At 66.0% G+C, this 17539-nt stretch carries 11 protein-coding genes; 8 read left to right on the top strand and 3 right to left on the bottom strand.

Annotated features, from left to right (window positions below; genetic code table 11):
- The first annotated feature begins 1 nt into the window (after position 1).
- The 5 genes from DVU99_RS05100 to rapA all read left to right on the top strand — a co-directional run bounded on the left by DVU99_RS05100 (position 2) and on the right by rapA (position 9053).
- Complete coding sequence (locus DVU99_RS05100) at positions 2-760, top strand: PilW family protein (protein ID WP_157971352.1); 759 nt, start codon at positions 2-4, stop codon at positions 758-760.
- Between the two features lie 40 nt (positions 761-800).
- Entirely contained in the window at positions 801-1373 is a 573-nt protein-coding gene (locus tag DVU99_RS05095) for a PilX N-terminal domain-containing pilus assembly protein (protein ID WP_157971351.1), read from the top strand.
- Positions 1373-5527, top strand: coding sequence for a PilC/PilY family type IV pilus protein (locus tag DVU99_RS05090; RefSeq protein WP_198670189.1), 4155 nt, complete (start codon positions 1373-1375; stop codon positions 5525-5527). The genes DVU99_RS05095 and DVU99_RS05090 overlap by 1 nt, the downstream gene beginning before the upstream one ends.
- 17 nt (positions 5528-5544) lie before the next feature.
- Positions 5545-6063 carry a type IV pilin protein gene (locus DVU99_RS20055; RefSeq protein WP_304529403.1) on the top strand — a complete coding sequence of 173 codons (519 nt, stop codon included), beginning with the start codon at positions 5545-5547 and terminating at the stop codon, positions 6061-6063.
- Positions 6064-6212: 149 nt separating this feature from the next.
- On the top strand, positions 6213-9053 hold the full coding sequence (rapA, locus tag DVU99_RS05080; RefSeq protein ID WP_114239130.1) for an RNA polymerase-associated protein RapA: 2841 nt from the start codon (positions 6213-6215) through the stop codon (positions 9051-9053).
- Positions 9054-9104: 51 nt separating this feature from the next.
- On the opposite strand, the gene DVU99_RS05075 is transcribed toward rapA, so the two are convergent.
- Both DVU99_RS05075 and DVU99_RS05070 read right to left on the bottom strand, forming a co-directional pair.
- Positions 9105-10478 (bottom strand): amino acid permease, encoded by a 1374-nt coding sequence (locus DVU99_RS05075; RefSeq protein ID WP_114239129.1) that lies wholly within the window; start codon positions 10476-10478, stop codon positions 9105-9107.
- Between the two features lie 28 nt (positions 10479-10506).
- Positions 10507-11160 carry a rhomboid family intramembrane serine protease gene (locus tag DVU99_RS05070; protein WP_114239128.1) on the bottom strand — a complete coding sequence of 218 codons (654 nt, stop codon included), beginning with the start codon at positions 11158-11160 and terminating at the stop codon, positions 10507-10509.
- Between the two features lie 687 nt (positions 11161-11847).
- Here DVU99_RS05070 and DVU99_RS05065 point away from each other — a divergent pair.
- Positions 11848-14436: a TonB-dependent siderophore receptor gene (locus DVU99_RS05065; protein WP_114239127.1), complete on the top strand. Its 2589-nt coding sequence runs from the start codon at positions 11848-11850 to the stop codon at positions 14434-14436.
- 112 nt (positions 14437-14548) lie between these two features.
- A complete protein-coding gene (locus DVU99_RS05060; protein WP_198670188.1) occupies positions 14549-16195 on the top strand; it encodes a M28 family peptidase in 1647 nt (548 codons plus the stop codon).
- Between the two features lie 39 nt (positions 16196-16234).
- Here the strand turns inward: DVU99_RS05060 and gloA are convergent, their stop codons facing one another.
- Entirely contained in the window at positions 16235-16762 is a 528-nt protein-coding gene (gene gloA / locus DVU99_RS05055) for a lactoylglutathione lyase (protein ID WP_114239125.1), read from the bottom strand.
- Between the two features lie 97 nt (positions 16763-16859).
- Between gloA and DVU99_RS05050 the strand changes: the two genes are divergently transcribed.
- Positions 16860-17504: an oxidoreductase gene (locus tag DVU99_RS05050; RefSeq protein WP_114239124.1), complete on the top strand. Its 645-nt coding sequence runs from the start codon at positions 16860-16862 to the stop codon at positions 17502-17504.
- Positions 17505-17539 lie beyond the last annotated feature (35 nt).

Genomic DNA, 17539 nt, shown 5'->3' with positions numbered 1-17539 from the left:
TATGCGCAACGTCAAGACACACCAAGGCGGCGTCGGCCTGATCACCCTGCTGATCGCATTGGCGCTGGGTATCTTCCTGCTTGCCGGCCTGTTCCAGATCTGGCTGCAGACGCGCCAGACCTTCGGAGTGCAAGGGCAGCTCGCGCAATTACAGGACAGCGAACGCATGGCCCTGACCACCATGGCCAACACGATCCAGACCGCGGGTTTCTACCCGGTCTATCTGAATTACTCCGCTACCCCGCCCACCACGCCCTACACGCTCGCCAACTCGTTCGTGCAGAGCGGCGGATTTGGCGCCGAGCAGTTCGTCACTGGCACGCACACCGCCACGCCGCCCGGCGACACGCTGTCGCTACGATTCGTGGCCGACAGCAGCAGCACCAACAGCAACAATCCCACGCTCGACTGCCAGGGCCAGACCGAGACAACCGGCACGCTCGTCACCAACACGTACGAAATCCTCAACGGGATGCTGCAGTGCTCGACCGACGGCGGCAACACCTGGCAACCCATCATCACCAACCCGGTCAGTGACATGCAGGTCTATTACGTCATCGACCAGCTGGGCGATGGCAACCAGCTGCAATACATGACGGCTGACCAGGTCACCAATGGCTCCTACTGGGGAAAGGTGATCTCGATCGAAGTGGAACTCTGGTTCAACAACCCGCTGTATGGACTGCCAGGCCAGAACGGCCAACCGGCGATCCTCAATCCCATTTACCGCATCGCCTCGGTCAACCAGACCGAGCAATGAACCTGTCGACGATCCACGTGCCGTCGCCTGCGAGGCCACCATGACATCGCCCATCCTTCATCGATCCCGTACCACACGCGGCTACGTGCTGATCGCAGCCATCGTGTTCCTGCTGGTGCTGACCTTCCTCGGCGTCACCATGTATCACAGCTTCAACGCGCAGGAGAACATGGCGGCCAACAGCAAGGAAAAATCGCGCGCATTCCAGGTGGCACAGAGTTCGCTGCAGTATGCGGAGTATCTGCTGGCGCAAAACACCACCTTCGTGCAGGGCGGCACCTGCGCGACCACGACGCCACTGACCACACCCACGATCTGCTCCGACGCGGTGAACGTGATACCGGCAACCTTCACCAGCCCGATGACGCTGGGCAACGGCATGCCCTACACCACCATGGAGCCGGCGCTCAACGTCGTGCCGGGCGCCGGCCAGGCCAACACGTATTACGCCAATCCGCAGATCTACATCCAATACCTGGGCATTTCACCTGACAACCAGGGCCAGCTGTATCAGATCACCGCACTCGGCTATGGCGCCACCGGCAATGCCGTGGCCGTCGTGCAAAGCACGTTCGAGACATCCAGCGGCGTCAAGAATCTCGGGGGACTCTAATGGCGGCGATCCGTTCGATCATCAGCAGGTGTCTGCTGGTTGCTGGGTGCGCACTGACCGGGCTCCTGCTTGCGCCGCCGGCCGCGCAGGCGCAGACGTCCAATGTCATCCAGGACAGCTTCACCGGGACCACAGCGCAGTTACCGTGGAAAGCGTTCAACGGCGCCTGCCTTACCGCCGGCAACAACACCACCGGCACGTCAGGCGGCTACATTCCCTCATGCGCCGCACTGGATGCCACCGGCAGCTACTATAACGGCCAGACCCTCATCGGCCTGACCGACAACGCCGACTCCGCCGGCAGCGGCGCCTTGCGCCTTACCAACAGCTATAGCCAGAACGGCCTGATCATCGACACGCAGTCCTATCCGTCGAATGCGGGCATCCAGGTCACCTTCACCACCTACACCTACGGCGGCAACTCCGGCGGCGGCGCGGGTGACGGCGCAGACGGCATCGGTTTCTACCTGCTTGGCGCCACCACCGGCAACCAGGGCCCGAATACCATCAATAGCACCGCAGCGGTGCCGAGCTACGGCGCCTGGGGCGGCAGCCTTGGTTACAGCTGCTCCAACACCAATACCCCGCATAGCGGCATGGCAGGCGCCTACATGGGCCTGGGCATCGACGAATACGGCAACTTCCTCAATTCGGCAGACAACACCGGCACCGGCGACCAGGCCACCACCAGCAATGGCGGCAACGGCGCGCAATACCAGCCTGAACGCATCGGCCTGCGCGCCTACGGCAACATCAACCTCGCCTCGCTCCAGGCGGTGAATGCCAGCGCTTCCGACAGCGACGTGCAGGCGACCTGCGCCAATGGCGGCACCTACACGTACAACGCCAGCGTCACCACCAACTACACCTACCAACCAGGCGAAGCACTGGAGACGCCGCAGGTTGTCACTACCACCCAGACCCAGGTGAGCATCAACTGGACGTCAGCGACGCAGAGCAACAATCGCAACGGAGGCGGCAACAACGGCAACGGCAACGGAGGCGGCAACGGAGGCGGCAACGGAGGCGGCAATGGCGGCGGCACCAGCGTCAACGTCTCCAACTGCGGCACCAACCCGACGGTGAGCAACAACTCGCAGACGACGACCACCGGTGGACAGCAGAACAACGGTGGCACGGCCACCGGTTACGTCGGACCGTTCTACCAGATGGCCGTTTCCGGGCCGACCACGGCCAGCTCAAGCAGCACAACCACGGCAACCACCACGCAGAGCATCCAGAGCGGCAATTCGACCTACCGGTGCACCGGGACCGCCACGCCCACTACCGACACCACGACCAGCACCACCACCTACACCTTCCCCGCCGCTGGCAACACGACCAGCGGCTTCACCGGGACCGGCACGACCTATGCGCTGGTCGACGGCCAGTACTATCCGGTAACCACGCACCAGCAGGCCGTGTCGGCAAGCTCGCAATCGGTGACCTTCCCCGACTATGCGGCCATTCCGAACGCGTTCGTGAACCTGCCCACGACCACGCCGATCGCCGATGAAAGTGCGACCGTACGCACCTCGGCGGTACCGATCTCCTACAAGCTGCAGATCACCCAGGCCGGCCTGCTGAGCCTCTGGTACAGCTGGAACGGCGGCACCTACAACCCGGTGTTGACCGGCCAGAGCATCACGTCGTCGAATGCACCGATTCCCAGCTCGTTCCTGTTCGGCTTTGGCGGCTCCACCGGTGGAAGCAGCAATGTGCATGAAATCACCTGCTTCCAGGTGACCCCCGCCGACCAGTCGGCAAGCTCCGCCGGCCTCAACGTGCAGCAGTCCGGCGAGGTCAAGACCGGCACGCAGGTCTACCTCGCCTTCTACCACGTCAACAACTGGTGGGGCCAACTCACCTCGCAGGATCTGGTGCTTGGCTCGGGCGGCACGGTATCGCTCAGCTCCACCGTCAACTGGGATGCGTCCTGCGTGCTGACCGGCGGCGCATGCACGTCGACCGGAGCCACCAGCGGCAATGCGCAGACGCCCAGCCAACGCGTGCTGCTCAGCTGGCAGGACACCACCACCGGTGGCGCGCAGAGCAATACCGGCATCGCGCTGGCCTGGAACAACCTGAGCTCCACCCAGCAGGGCTGGTTGAACGCGGGTGATACGCTGGGATCCACGCGCCTGTCCTACCTGACCGGCGACCGCACTAACGAAGTCCCCACTACGGGTCCCAGTGGATCGCAGGTGTTCCGCGACCGCAACAGCGTGCTGGGCGACATCATCGACTCCAGCCCTACCTGGGTCGGCCCCCCGAACGCGCCGTATCCGGCCGTATGGGGTGACCTGCTGTACCCCAGCGCCATCCCCAACGAGAACTCAGGCACCACCTATCCGCAGTTCATGACCAATGCCGCCACGCGCCTCAACGTGGTGTACGACGGTGCCAACGACGGATTCCTGCATGGCTTCCGCAGCGGCTCCTATGACGCCAGCGGCAACTACGTCAGCACCGACAACGACGGCTGGGAAGTGCTGGCCTACATGCCACAGGCCGTGCTTCAGACCATCCACAACAGTGGCACGCCGGCGCTGGACTATTCGTCGACCAAGTACGCGCACAACTACTTCACCGATGCCACGCCGGGCACCGGCGACCTGTTCTACAGCGGCAACTGGCATACCTGGCTGGTAAGCGGCCTCGGGGCGGGCGGCAATGCGATCTTCGCCATCGACGTCACCGACCCCACCCAGTTCAGCGCGTCCAATGCGGCATCGCTGGTCATCGGCGAATGGAACGCAAGCACGCTGAGCTGCGTCAACAACAGCACCTGCGGAAGCAACCTTGGCCAGACCTATGGAACGCCCCAGATCCGGCGCCTGCATAACGGCGAATGGGGCATCATCTTCGGCAATGGCCTCAACAGCAGCACGGGTCACGCCGGCATCTACGTGATGACAATCACCAATGCGGGTGCGCTGGACAAGGTGTACTTCCTCGACACCGGCGTGGGCGGCACGGCGGCCAACCCCGATGGCATCGCCTTCGTGACACCGGTGGACCTCGACGGCGACCACATCACCGACTACGTCTATGCGGGCGATGCCTATGGCAACGTGTGGCGCTTCGACCTGACCAGCAACGTGCCGACCAACTGGGCTGCCTCGACCTACGGCCACAGCTCGCCCACGCCGCTGTTCACCACGCCGACTACCCAGACCGTCACGACCACGCCAACCACGGGCACGGCCACCACTACCGTCACCCAGTACACCGTGGCACTGGCGGCCCAACCGGCCACGCCCAACAGTTCCACCACGACCGGCAACACCACCACGGTGATCACCGGGCAACCCATCACCACCCAGGTCACCGTGCTCGCAATTTCGCCGACGGTCAGTGGCCAACCACGCGTAATGGTGGAGTTCGGCACGGGAGCGGTGACGCCGCAGACGCCCACCGCGCCCATTGCCTACGCCCCGGGACAGCAGTCGCTCTACGGCGTATGGGATTGGTACATGGGCCAGAGCGGCACGGCCAATGCACAGTACGCTGGGCTGGTAGGGACGTCGTCCGCACCGACGACAACCATCAGCGTGACCCAACTGGAGCAGCAGACAGTGACGGGCACCGTCAACGCCAGCCAATCGGGCACCGGCCAGGGCTATCGCACAGTCAGCAACAATGCCGTCTGCTACATCGGCCAGACCTGTTCCACGGTGAACTCCAGCGGCACCACGACCACGGCTGCCGGCACCCAGCTCGGCTGGTACATGAACCTGCCGGGCTACAACGGCGTCAGCGGCGTCGGTGGCGACAACCAGACCGAGCAGACCATCTACAGCCCGATCGAGGCCAACGGCGCATTCATCGTCAATACCGCGGTGCCAGCCAACAACTCGCCGCTGTCGTGCTCGGTGCAGGCCGCGCAGGGCTGGACCATGGCGCTCGATCCATCCACCGGCGGAGCGTTCGAGCAGTCCTTCTTTGCAGACGCCAATGGCAACTTCCCCACTTACAACGGCGCCACCATAAGCGGCATCGCGCTCAATGCGACCGGCAGCCCGTCAGTGGTTATGGCCAATACCAACTATTACCTGGTCAGCCAGACCGTGAGCGGCGCGGGCACGGTGAACCAGATCATGCCGCCGGGTGCCTACCACTCCAAGCGACTCACCTGGCTGCAGATCCATTGATGAAGGAGCCGATCGCCATGTCCCAACCGCCCCTTTGCCCTGCCACGGCCCGCCAGCCCATGACAGAGCGGCTCCGCAGGCAGCGCCCCGTTCAGCGAGACGGAGGCCGCGGCTTCACGCTGATCGAGGCGATGATCGTGGTCGCCATCATGGCCATCCTTACCGCCATCGCCCTGCCGATCTACCAGGGCTATGTCGCGCGCTCGCGCCGCACGGCAGCCAAAACCACGGTGCTGGACGTGGCACGGCGCGAGGAGGCGTACTACTCCACCAACAACGTCTACACCACGCTGGACAACCTCGGCTACGCCAACCTGGTCGGCGGAGCGATCCAGGCCCCGGGCAACGGCGAAGACTTCTACAACGTCACCATCACCCTGCCAAACCCGAACTCCCAGGTGAGCGGCGCGAATGCCAGCTTTCTGATCACCGCGACCCCGCAGGGCGTCCAGGCCAACGACACTTGCGGCAGCTACACGCTTACCGACCTCGGTGTACAGGCCAACACTGGCAACACCGAAACCAACTGCTGGTGATGCCTTCGTGAAGTGACCGCCGCGCCGGCGAGGGGCAAGCCATGCATGGGCCTGCGGTCTTCCGCGGGCCCATTTTCATTCGGGCATGGTCAATACCGGCTGGTCAGCGGATAATTGCGATCTCTGTATCAGTTGCAAGCCCCCTCCGCATGTTCGTACCCGGTCAACGATGGATTTCCACCGCCGAGCCTGAGCTCGGCCTCGGCACCGTACTTCGCGTCGAGGGACGCGGCGTGCAGGTGCTGTTCGCCAAGGCGGGGGTGCTGCGCCCCTACGCGATCGACTCCGCGCCGCTGGTCAGGGCGGAGTTCCGCCCCGGCCAGCGCGTGGCCGGCAAGGGCATCGCCTTTCTGGTGGAGCGGGTCGAGGTGCGCGACGACCTGCTGGTTTACCGCGGCGAGGGCCGCGAGCTGGAAGAAGGCCAGCTGGACGACGAGCAAAGCGTGAGCCAGGCCGATGACCGCCTCGTGGGTGGCCGCACCGACCCGGTGGCACAGTTCGAATTGCGCGTGGAAGGCCTGCGTCGCCGCGCCGATGCACGCCGCTCGCCGGCCTGGGGCCTGGGTGCCTCGCGCATCGGCCTGGTACCGCACCAGCTGCGCGTGGCCGGCATCGCGTCCTCGCGCCGGCCGCCCCGCGTGCTGCTGGCCGACGAGGTGGGCCTGGGCAAGACCATCGAGGCGGGCATGATCATCGCCCGCCAGCTCGCCACCGGCCGCGCCGAGCGCGTGCTGGTGCTGTTGCCCGACACGCTGGTCTACCAGTGGTTCGTGGAGCTGCTGCGCCGCTTCAACCTCAGCTTCGCCATCTACGACGAGGAGCGCTGCGAGGCGCTGGAGCAGTCCGGCGACGGGCGTAACCCGTTCGAGGACGAACAGCTGGTGATCGCCGACTTCGGCTTCCTCGAGCAGTCACCCAAGCGTGCCCAGCAACTGCTGGACGCCCGCTGGGACCTGCTGGTGGTGGACGAGGCGCATCACCTGGCCTGGACGCCGGAGGCCGCCAGCCCCCGCTACACCCTGGTCGAGCAGTTGGCCGAAGCCACGCCTGGCGTGATCCTGCTCACCGCCACGCCCGAGCAGTTGGGCCGCAGCGGCCATTTCGCCCGCCTGCGCCTGCTCGATCCGCAGCGCTACCACGACCTGGACACCTATCTGTCCGAGGCCGACGCCTTCTACAACCTCTCGCGCATCGCCGACCAGCTGCTTGGCGGCGGCGCGCTGGACGACGCGCAGCGGGTCGCCCTGCGCGAGGCCTTTGCCGGCGACGGCGCGCTCCAGGAGCGCCTGGCGGATACCACCAAGCCTGACCACGTGCGCGAGATCCTCGCCGCGCTGATCGACCGCCACGGCACCGGCCGCGCCATGTTCCGCAATCGCCGCGCCAGCATCGGCGGCTTTCCCACGCGCGTGCCGGTGTGGCACGTGCTGGACGCCGACGCGCTCAGCGATGACGGCCGCCAGGCGCTGCTGGCTGAATTCCACGCGGACATCCAGCAACCGCCGCCGGCCATCGAGGTCGACTACGCCAACGACCCGCGCCTCGATGCGCTGGTCAAGCTGCTCGAGGAGCACCCACAGGACAAGTTCCTGCTGATCTGCCGCAGCCAGGCCAAGGTATTGGCGCTGGAAGAGGCGCTCCGCACGCGCAGCGGTGTCGGCATCGCCCGCTTCCACGAAGGCCTGGGCATCGTGCAGCGTGACCGCAACGCCGCCTACTTCGCCCAGCCCGATGGCGCCCGCCTGCTGCTGTGCTCGGAGATCGGCTCCGAAGGCCGCAACTTCCAGTTCGCTCACCGCCTGCTGCTGTGGGACCTGCCGCTCGATCCGGACCTGCTCGAACAGCGCATCGGCCGCCTCGACCGCATTGGCCAGAAGCACGACATCAGCATCCACATCCTCGCCGTGGCCGACAGCGCGCAGCACGTGCTGGCCCGCTGGTACGACGAGGGCGTGGACGCATTCCGCTCCAGCCCCGCCGACGGGCGCGAACTGCTGCGCCGCTTCGGCGAATCGCTCGCCCGCCTGGCCGGCGAACACGCGCGCGGCGATGACAACCGCGACCAGGAGCTGGACGTGCTGCTGGCGGAAACGCGCGGCGCGCACGAGGACATGGCCGCACTGATCCGCGACGGCCGCGACCACCTGCTGGAACTGGCCGCCAGCCGCGACCTGCACGCCGACGAGCTGCAGCAGGCCTTTACCCGCGAAGACAACGACCCCGGCCGCGACGCCTTCATCCAGGGCATGCTGGAGCGCTTCGGCATCCACGCCGAGGAACTGGGCGGCAAGGTGTTGCTGCTCGATCCACAGTACCTGTCCACCGATGCCCTGCCCGGTTTCTCCGAGGGCCCAGTAGCCGCCACCTTCGCACGCGAAGTGGCCCTGGCCCGCGAAGACCTCCCGCTGCTGCGCCTGGACCACCCGATCGTGCTCGGCGCGCTTGACCTGGCCCTGTCCGGCGAACAGGGCAATGCGGCCTTCCTGGTCGATGACGCCCTGCCGCCGCGCAGCGCCCTGCTGCAGGCGGTGTTCCTGCTTGAGTGCGTGGCCGACCGCCAGCTCGACGCCGAGCGCTTCCTGCCGACGCAGCCGATCGTGGTCACCATCGACACGCGACTGGCTGAACGCGCGGATTTCCGCCCCAGCGACATCGCGTTGCGCAAAGCGGCCGACCGCAACATCGAAGTCGCGCGTTACCGCAAATTCCTCGGCAAGCTGGTGCCGCCGATGCTGGAGAAGGCCGAAGCCGTCGCCGGCGAACGCGCCCAGGCCAGCATCACCGATGCACTAGCGCAGGCTACCGAGGCGCTGGACGCCGAACTCTCGCGCCTGCTGGCCTTGCGCGCGGTGAACCCGGCCATCAGCGAGAAGGAAATCGCCGCCGTTGCCGATGAGCGCACCGCCGTGCTCAAGGCACTGCCGGAATCGCGCCTGCGCCTGGACGCCGTGCGCTTCGTGGTCAGCCCGGACTTCCTCGCGCTGCGCTAAGCAAGGCCCTACTGTAGGAGCGCACAGGGTGCGCTCCTACAGTTTCGCGGATCAAGCCGGCTCGGCCAGCGCCACGATGCGCCGATGCACGCCAAACAGCTTGTAGGCGATGCTGAGCAGGGCCATCCACGCCGCGCCCACGTAAAGCGCCACGCGCGTATCCGGGCTCACACCCAGCATCACCACCACGAAACCCAGGAAGGCCAGGCAGACCACGCCGCTGAGCGGCCACCAGCGCAGGCGAAAACCCGTCGGCGCCTCGCCCCGCTGGCGCAGCCGGCGGCGGAAGCTGTAGTGCGCCAGCAACACCATGCTCCAGGTCCAGACGGTGTTGAACGACAGGATCGACATCATGATGCCGAACACCTTGGCCGGTAGCAGGTAGTTGAGCAGCACCGCCAGCAGCAGCACCGACAGCGTGAGCAGGATCGCGCGCATAGGCACGCCGTGCCGGTTCACCTGTGCCAGCCCGGCGGGCGCCTGGCCCTTGCCGGCCAGGCTGTAGAGCATGCGGCTGCCGCTGAAGGTGGTGCTGTTGAACCCCGAGAGTGCCGCGGTGATCACCACGAAATTGATCACGCCCGCGGCCTGCGGAATGCCCAGCCGGGCAAAGGTGGTGACGAACGGACTGCCGTGCTCGCCGAGCCCGGTCCACGGGTAGATCGCCATGATCACGAACAGCGCGCCCACGTAGAAGATCAGGATGCGCCACAACACCGAGTTCACCGCGCGCGGAATGGTGCGTTCCGGCTGCGCCGCCTCGCCTGCCGCGATACCCACCGTTTCCACGCCGCCGAACGAGAACACCACCACCGGCAAGGCCAGCACCATGCCCATCAGGCCATGCGGGAACCAGCCACCATGCGACCACAGGTTGGAGAGCCCGGTCGGCTGCCCGCCGTTGCCCCAGCCCAGGAAGATGATGGCCAGGCCGCCGGCGATCATCGCCAGCACGGTCACCACCTTCACCAGCGTGAACCAGAATTCCATCTCGCCGTAGATCTTCACGGTGAGCAGGTTCAGCCCGCCGATCATCAGCACGCTGCCCAGCACCCAGATCCAGCGTGGCCAGTCGGGAAACCACTCGTGCATGTACGCGCCCACCGCGGTAGCCTCGGCCATGCCCACGCCCACCATCAGCAGCCAGTAATTCCAGCCAGTGACATAGCCGGCGAACGGCCCCAGGTAGCGCTGCGCGTACACGCTGAACGACCCGGCCACCGGGTCGCGCACGGTCATCTCGCCCAGCGCGCGCATGATGACGAAGATCATCACGCCGCCAAACAGGTAGGCGAACAGCACCGAGGGGCCGGCCAGCTTGATCGCATCGGCCGAGCCGAGGAACAGGCCGGCACCGATGGCCATGCCCAGCGCCATGAAGGTGATATGGCGCGGCGTGAGCCTGCGCTGGAGATGTTGCGTCATGGGACTGCCGAGGGGATGAAACGGGTACTCAGCGCCACAGCTGGCGCTGTGGCTTGATCGGCAACTTGCCGCGCCAGTACTGGATGAGGATGAAGCCACCGAGCATGCCGCCCAGATGCGCGAAATGAGCGATGCCCGACTGGGTGCCGGTCACGCCCATGTAAAGCTCGGCCAGGCCGTAGAGCGTCACGAACAGCCAGGCGGAAATCGGGATGGGCAGGAAGATCAGCATCATCTTCTCGTGCGGGAACAGCATGCCGAAGGCCAGCAGGATGCCGAACACCGCGCCCGAGGCGCCCAGCGTCGGGTAGAAACCGCCGGTGAACCACTTCACCACCACCAGCTGCGCCAGTGCCGCCATCACCAGGCACACGAAGTAGTACAGGGTGAAATTGCGCGGCCCGAAGATGCGCTCGATCTGGCCGCCGAACATGAACAGGGCGAGCATGTTGGAGAACAGGTGCAGCGTGCTCCCGTGCATGAACGCGTAGGTCACCACCTGCCATGGCCGGAATCCGATCGAGACGAGGCTCCCCGCCGCGGTCTGGGCCACCTGGTCGGGACCCCAGGGCCATAGCGCGAAGTACATCAGCAGGGTGTCCCCCATGAACTGCTGCAGCAGGAACACCACCACATTGGCGATCAGCAGGTTGCGCGTGACTGCAGGTAGGTCGAACGGCATTTCGGAGCATTTCCGGGGGGCGAACCGTCCAAGCGTAACCGGCCGGGGCCGGTACCGCCACGCTTGCGCTTAACTTGCGCCGGCTCGAAGGACACGAAGCTGCGACAATTCGCCACATGCCTACCCAGGAATGACGCAACGCAGCAGATTGGCCGCTCCTGGGGCCATCGCGGGTGCCGGCCGGGCGGGCGACCCACGCACGAGCGAGAAATCGGTTGACATCGCGAGAACTTGATGGACAAATGGACGTCCATACCGCCAAACGGCGAAACCATCCAGGCAGCAAGGACTCTTCGCACCGTGAATACCCAGCGTTTCTGCAGCGCCATCGACACCGCACACCGCCGCACGGCGATGTGTTGCGGCTGTTGATCGCCCACTCGTCGCAGAAACCCTGACGCGGCCGCTCCGGCCGCCACGCAAGGGGCCCAGCCCCATCACGGATGTCGCCATGTCACGCCTCGTTTTCCAGGCTCGTTCCAGTACCACGCCGCAGCACGCGGCATGCTGTCGCCTGCACCGAATGTGTTGCCACGCCTGACGTTGCAACCCTGAGCGACCCCACGCTCCGCTCCTGACGCCGTCCCCACGGCGTAATACCCGGCAGCTCCCCCGCTGTCCCCACCCTGCTCACCCGCACCTGGCCCGTAGCCGGGGCGCGTGCGCGCAAAAGGATTTTGTCGCTTCATGTCCAAGCCAAGCCTGCTCCCGCTCGCCATCGCCGCCGCGCTGGCTCTACCGTCGCTTCACGCCGAGGAAAACGGCAACCAGAAGCCCACCCAGTTGGAAGCCGTCACCGTGACCGGCTCCAACATCAAGACCACCGATGTGGAAGGCCCTAGCCCGGTGCAGGTGATTACCGCCGACCAGATCCGGGTCAGCGGCAAGACCACCCTCCCCGACTTCCTCCGCTCGATCTCGGCCAACACCGGCAACAGCGTCAACGAGCAGCTCACCGGCAGCTTCTCCGCCGGCACCGCCGGCATGTCGCTGCGAGGCCTAGGCCAAAAGAACACGCTGATCCTGGTCGACGGCAAGCGCGTGGCCAACTACGCCACCGCCTACGAGCTGCAGGACACCTTCGTCGACCTCAACTCCCTGCCGCTCGCCGCCGTAGAACGCATCGAAGTGCTGAAGGACGGCGCCTCCGCCGTCTACGGTTCCGATGCCATCGCCGGCGTGGTCAACATCATCCTGCGCCAGAACTACCAGGGAGCCGAGGCGGGCGCGAGCTTCGGCGGCAGCACCGAAGGCACCGGGCAGACGCAGAACAATTTCCACCTGCTGCTGGGCCATGGCGACCTGAAGAAGGACGGCTACAACGTGTTCTTCGCACTCGACGGCACGCGCAGCAACCAGCTCACCGCCAGCGACGTGAGCTGGTTGCGCAGCAACGACTTCCGTGACAAGCCCGGCGGCCAGCTCAACTGGGTGCCGACCAACTATTACAACAACGATCCCACGCAAGGCTTCGCCAATGCGGTGGGGCCGGTGCAGAAGGTCCCCTACGGCGCCATCACCCCGGGCAAGACCGGCGAGGTCTGGGCCTACAACCCGGCCCAGTACGACTCGGTGATGCCCGGCGTGGAGCGCTATCACGCCGTGCTGCGCGGCACGCTGAAGCTCACCGACGACATCACCGGCTACGGCGAGGCCATGTACAGCCGCAGCCACGCGGCGTTCGTGTTCAGCGCACCGCTGGCCATCGGCAGCGGCCTGCGCGCCTGGGACAACACCCAGCAGCACCTGGTGAACATCGACACCACGCTGCCGGTGGGCAATCCCGCCAATCCCTACGACGTGCCGACTCCGGTTAACACCAACCTGTGGGATGTCGGCCAGCGCAACAAGCGCGACCGCACCATCTTCACCCGCTTCCTCGCCGGCGTGAAAGGGCACACCGGCGCCTGGGACTGGGACGTATCCGCGCAGCATTCCGAGAGTAGCCTCAAGGAATACGTCACCAACTTCGGCAACCGATACGCGTTCCAGTCGCTGCTGGCCAGCGGAGCCTATGACCTGGCCAGCAATGACAATCCGGCGGACGCGACCGATGCCCTGCGCCTGTCCACCATCCGGCCGGCGGTGTCGCGCCTGACCACGGTGGATGCCACGGCTAGCACGCAGCTGTTCGACCTGCCGGCGGGCAGCGTTGGCTTCGCCACCGGCTACCAGTTCCGCCACGAAGCGATGGATTCGCGTACCTCGCAAGCCGTGCTGTCCGGCACCGAGCTGCGACCGGCCATCGACATCATCCAGGGCTCGCGCGACGTCAACGCGGCATATGCGGAGTTCAACGTTCCGTTGCTCAGTACGCTGGAAGCCAATGTCGCGGGCCGCCTCGACCACTACAGCGACTTCGGCAATGCGTTCGCACCCAAGTTCAGCCTGCGCTACCAGCCACTGGACTGGCTGCTGCTGCGCGGGTCGTTCTCGCGCGGGTTCCGTGCCCCTTCGCTGCCGGAGATCACCAACAGCACCGCCATCAGCTATAGCACGGTGATCGATCCCTACGACCCGATCACGCCGGGCCAGCGCCGCGGCTACACGGACGTCTTTACGGCCAACCCAAACCTGAGGCCCGAGCGCTCGACCAACTACAACGCGGGCTTCGTGGTTTCACCCACCGCCGACACCAGCGTCGGCATGGACTACTACCACATCGTGCAGGACGGCATCATCGGACCGGACAACGACACGGCACTGGTGGACCGTAAGGATCCGCGCGTGCAACGCGATGCACAGGGACGCATCGTCACCATCTACAACCAGTACAAGAACCAGCAGAGCCTCACTACCGACGGCGTCGACATCGACTTCCACCAGGCGCTGCACACGCAGGGCTACGGCGAGTTCGCACTGAACAGCTCGATCACCCGGCTGCTCAAGTACAGCCAGCCACTGGTGGCGGGCGATGCGCCCGTCAACGGTGCAGGCACCAACATCTTCGGCTCGCTGCCGAAATGGCGCGCGGTCACCGGACTCAACTGGACCCAGGGCGATTTCTCCAGCACGCTCACCTGGTATTACGTGGGCGGCTACAAGCAGAATCCCGCCAACCTGTTCACGCCCGCGTATCCGGAATGGGTGAAGAACTGGAGCACCTACGACCTCTCCATCGCTTACACCGGACTTGCGCATACCACCATCACGCTTGCCGTGCAGAACCTGCAGAACCGCCGCCCGCCGTGGGACCCGTCGACGCCTTACTTCGACATCAGCCAGGCCGACCCCCGCGGCCGCTTCGTGACGTTGGGCGTCGACTACAAGTTCTGACGAACAAGCAGTTTCTTGCGCCACACAACATGCCGGGCCCAGTGTCGCCCGGCATGTTTCCCCGTGCGTTGGAAGCTGTACATTGGCAGCCCTGCTTTCCGTTGGAATGAACATGCGTCACCGGTGGTTCCTGGCTCTGCTGACCCTGGCGCTATGCGCCTGCCAGCATCACCAGACAAATGGCGGCAACGATCGCGACGCAGACACCGGTGCGTTGTTCGGCTACCACGCGTTCTCCCCCGGCATCGTGGCCGACGACGTGGCCCAGCACATGAAGGTGCTCTCCTCCAGCGCACTGCTCGGCCGCACGCCCGGCGGAGAGGCGGAGCGACGCACCACCGACTACCTGATCGAGCAGTTCAAGCGCATCGGCCTGCAACCCGGCAACCAGGGCGAGTGGCTGCAGGCCGTGCCCTACGTCGCGGCCACCGTGCTGCACCCGAGCCAGGTGCAGCTGAGCGTGGACGGCAAACACGGGACCTCGGCGTTCGCCTTCGGCAAGGACATGGTAGTGGGCACGCTCGATGAGCAAGCGCACGCTGCGCTGAACGCCTCGTCGCTGGTGTTCGTGGGCTACGGCATCGACGCGCCTGGCGAGCACTGGGACGACTACGCCGGCACCGACGTCCGGGGAAAGACCTTGATCATCCTGGTCAACGACCCGGGCTGGGGCACCCAGGATCCCAAGTTGTTCCGTGGCCGGGAGTACACCTATTTCGGGCGCTGGAACTACAAGTTCGAACAGGCCGCCCGCGCCGGTGCCGCCGCAGCCTTCATCGTGCACGACACCGACGCGGCGGGGTATCCGTGGCGCGTGGTGGAGCGCAATTGGAGCGGCACCCGCATGGACCTGCCCAAGGGCGAGGAAGGCACGCCACGGCTGCCCGTGGCCGGCTGGCTGACCACCGAGGCCGCGCGCCAGCTGTTCGCCAATGCCGGCGTTGATTTTGACGCACTGAAACAGAGAGCCGCCCAGCGCGGCTTCACCGCCGTGCCGCTCGACGCCACGCTGAGCGTGGCCTTCGACAGCCGCATTGCCCATGGCGAATCGCACAACGTGGTGGCGCGCCTGGACGGCAAAGGACATGCCGACGAGGCGATCGTCTACTCGGCGCACTGGGACCATCTCGCCGCGCCCAGCGATGCACAACACGGTTCGGTGGACAATGCGACCGGCGTCGCCGGGCTGCTGGAGATCGCCGAAGCCTTCGCGCACCGCGCGCCCAAGCCGCACCGCACGGTGCTGTTCATTGCCACCACCCTCGACGAATCAGGACTGATCGGCTCGCGCTACTATGTGGCCCATCCGCTGGTCCCGCTGGCGAGGACCGTGGCGGACATCAACCTGGACATGCTGCCGGTGGATGGCCCCGCCAGCACACTGTCGGTGATCGGCTTTGGCCAATCCCAGCTCGACGACTACCTCGCCGATGCCGCGCGCGCGCAGCGACGCGCGGTGATGCCGGACCTGATGCCCGAGAAGGGCTTCTTCTTCCGTTCCGACCAGCTCAGCTTTGCCCGCGCCGGCGTGCCGGTGCTGTATGCACGGTCGGCGGCCACCCAGCCGGATGCCGCGCCCAGCGCGGGCGACACGACGCCGGCCAGCGACGTGTTCGACCCGCATTGGGACCTGAGCGGCACGGTGGAGGATATCCGTGCGCTGTTCATGGTCGGCAGCCGCCTGTCGATGGAAGACAGCTATCCGCAGTGGAAGCCGGGAGCCGACTACCGGCGCCCCGAGAGCATGCAGGGCTTGTGACGTGCAGGGCGGCCGGCAAGACCGCCCCGCTCCCGGCATTCAGGCGATGAACGGCGCCGGCTGCAGGATCTCGATCCAATAGCCATCCGGGTCGCGAATGAAGGCGATGTGCTTCATGCGGCCGTCGCTCAGGCGCTTCTGGAACGGCACGCCCAATGCCTCGAAACGCTCGCAGGCCTGCTGCACGTCCGGCACCGAGACGCATAGATGACCGAAGCCGCGTGGCTCGGCATTGCCGTGGTGGTACTGGAACGCCTCGTCCTGCTCGGTACCGTGGTTGTGCGTCAGCTCCAGCACGCCCGGCTGGGCCAGCACCCACTGCAGCCGCTCGCCATCGTCATCGGGGATCACCGACGGATCGGCCGCAAGCACCAGGTAGACGATGGTGAACGCCGCCTCGGCGAAGTCCTGGCGGTGCACCGGCGTAAAGCCGAGCACCCGCGTGTAGAAGTCCAGCGAGCGGGCCAGATCCTTGACCCGGATCATGGTGTGGTTGAAGACAAAGCCGCGCGTGGCGGATTCCGGGGCGCTGACGCCAGGCATGGCGAGCAAGGGGGCAAGCGACATTCTTGGACTCCTGACAACAGGTGTTCAGAGATGGGGCCACAGGCCTCCCAGGCAAGCCCTCCCTGGCGGCGCGCCCGCCACGCCGTAGAATGGCCGCATGGGCACATCGCCAGGCCACGTCCTGATCGCCGGCGCCACCGGACTGACCGGAGGGGCGCTGCTTGGCCTTTTGCTGGACGATCCCGGCGTCAGCCACGTGCTGGCACCGACGCGCCATGCGCTGCCGCGCCATCCCAAGCTGGAAAATCCGGTGGGCATGGTCAGCCATCTCGCCGCACAACTGCACGGTCCGGTGGATACCGTGTTCTGCTGCCTCGGCACCACCATTCGACAGGCGGGTTCCCGCGAGGCCTTCCGCATCGTGGATTACGACCTGCCCCTGTCGCTTGGCCGGCACGCGCAGGCACTGGGCGCCACGCATTATCTGGTGATCAGTGCGCTGGGCGCCGATCCCGCCTCACGCCTGTTCTACAATCGCACCAAGGGTGAACTCGAGGTCGCCCTCCAGAAGCAGGGTTGGCCCCGGCTGAGCATCATTCGTCCTTCGCTGTTGCTCGGCGCCCGCCACAAGCCGCGCATGGGCGAGGTGCTGGCCGCGCCCTTCTCGCGCGTGCTGCCGGGGCGTTGGCGTGGCATCGAGGCGGCTACCGTGGCACGGGCCATGTGGCGCCTGGCGAGCCTCCCGGGTGAAGGGCTGCGCATCGTCGAATCGGACGAACTGCAGCAACTCGGCGCCGCCTAGGCCAGCCACAAAAAAGGCCGCCCTTGAGGGCGGCC

The sequence above is a fragment of the Dyella sp. C9 genome (genome assembly GCF_003332825.1).
Taxonomy (GTDB): domain Bacteria; phylum Pseudomonadota; class Gammaproteobacteria; order Xanthomonadales; family Rhodanobacteraceae; genus Dyella.
This window is presented reverse-complemented; position numbering and strand designations above follow the sequence as displayed.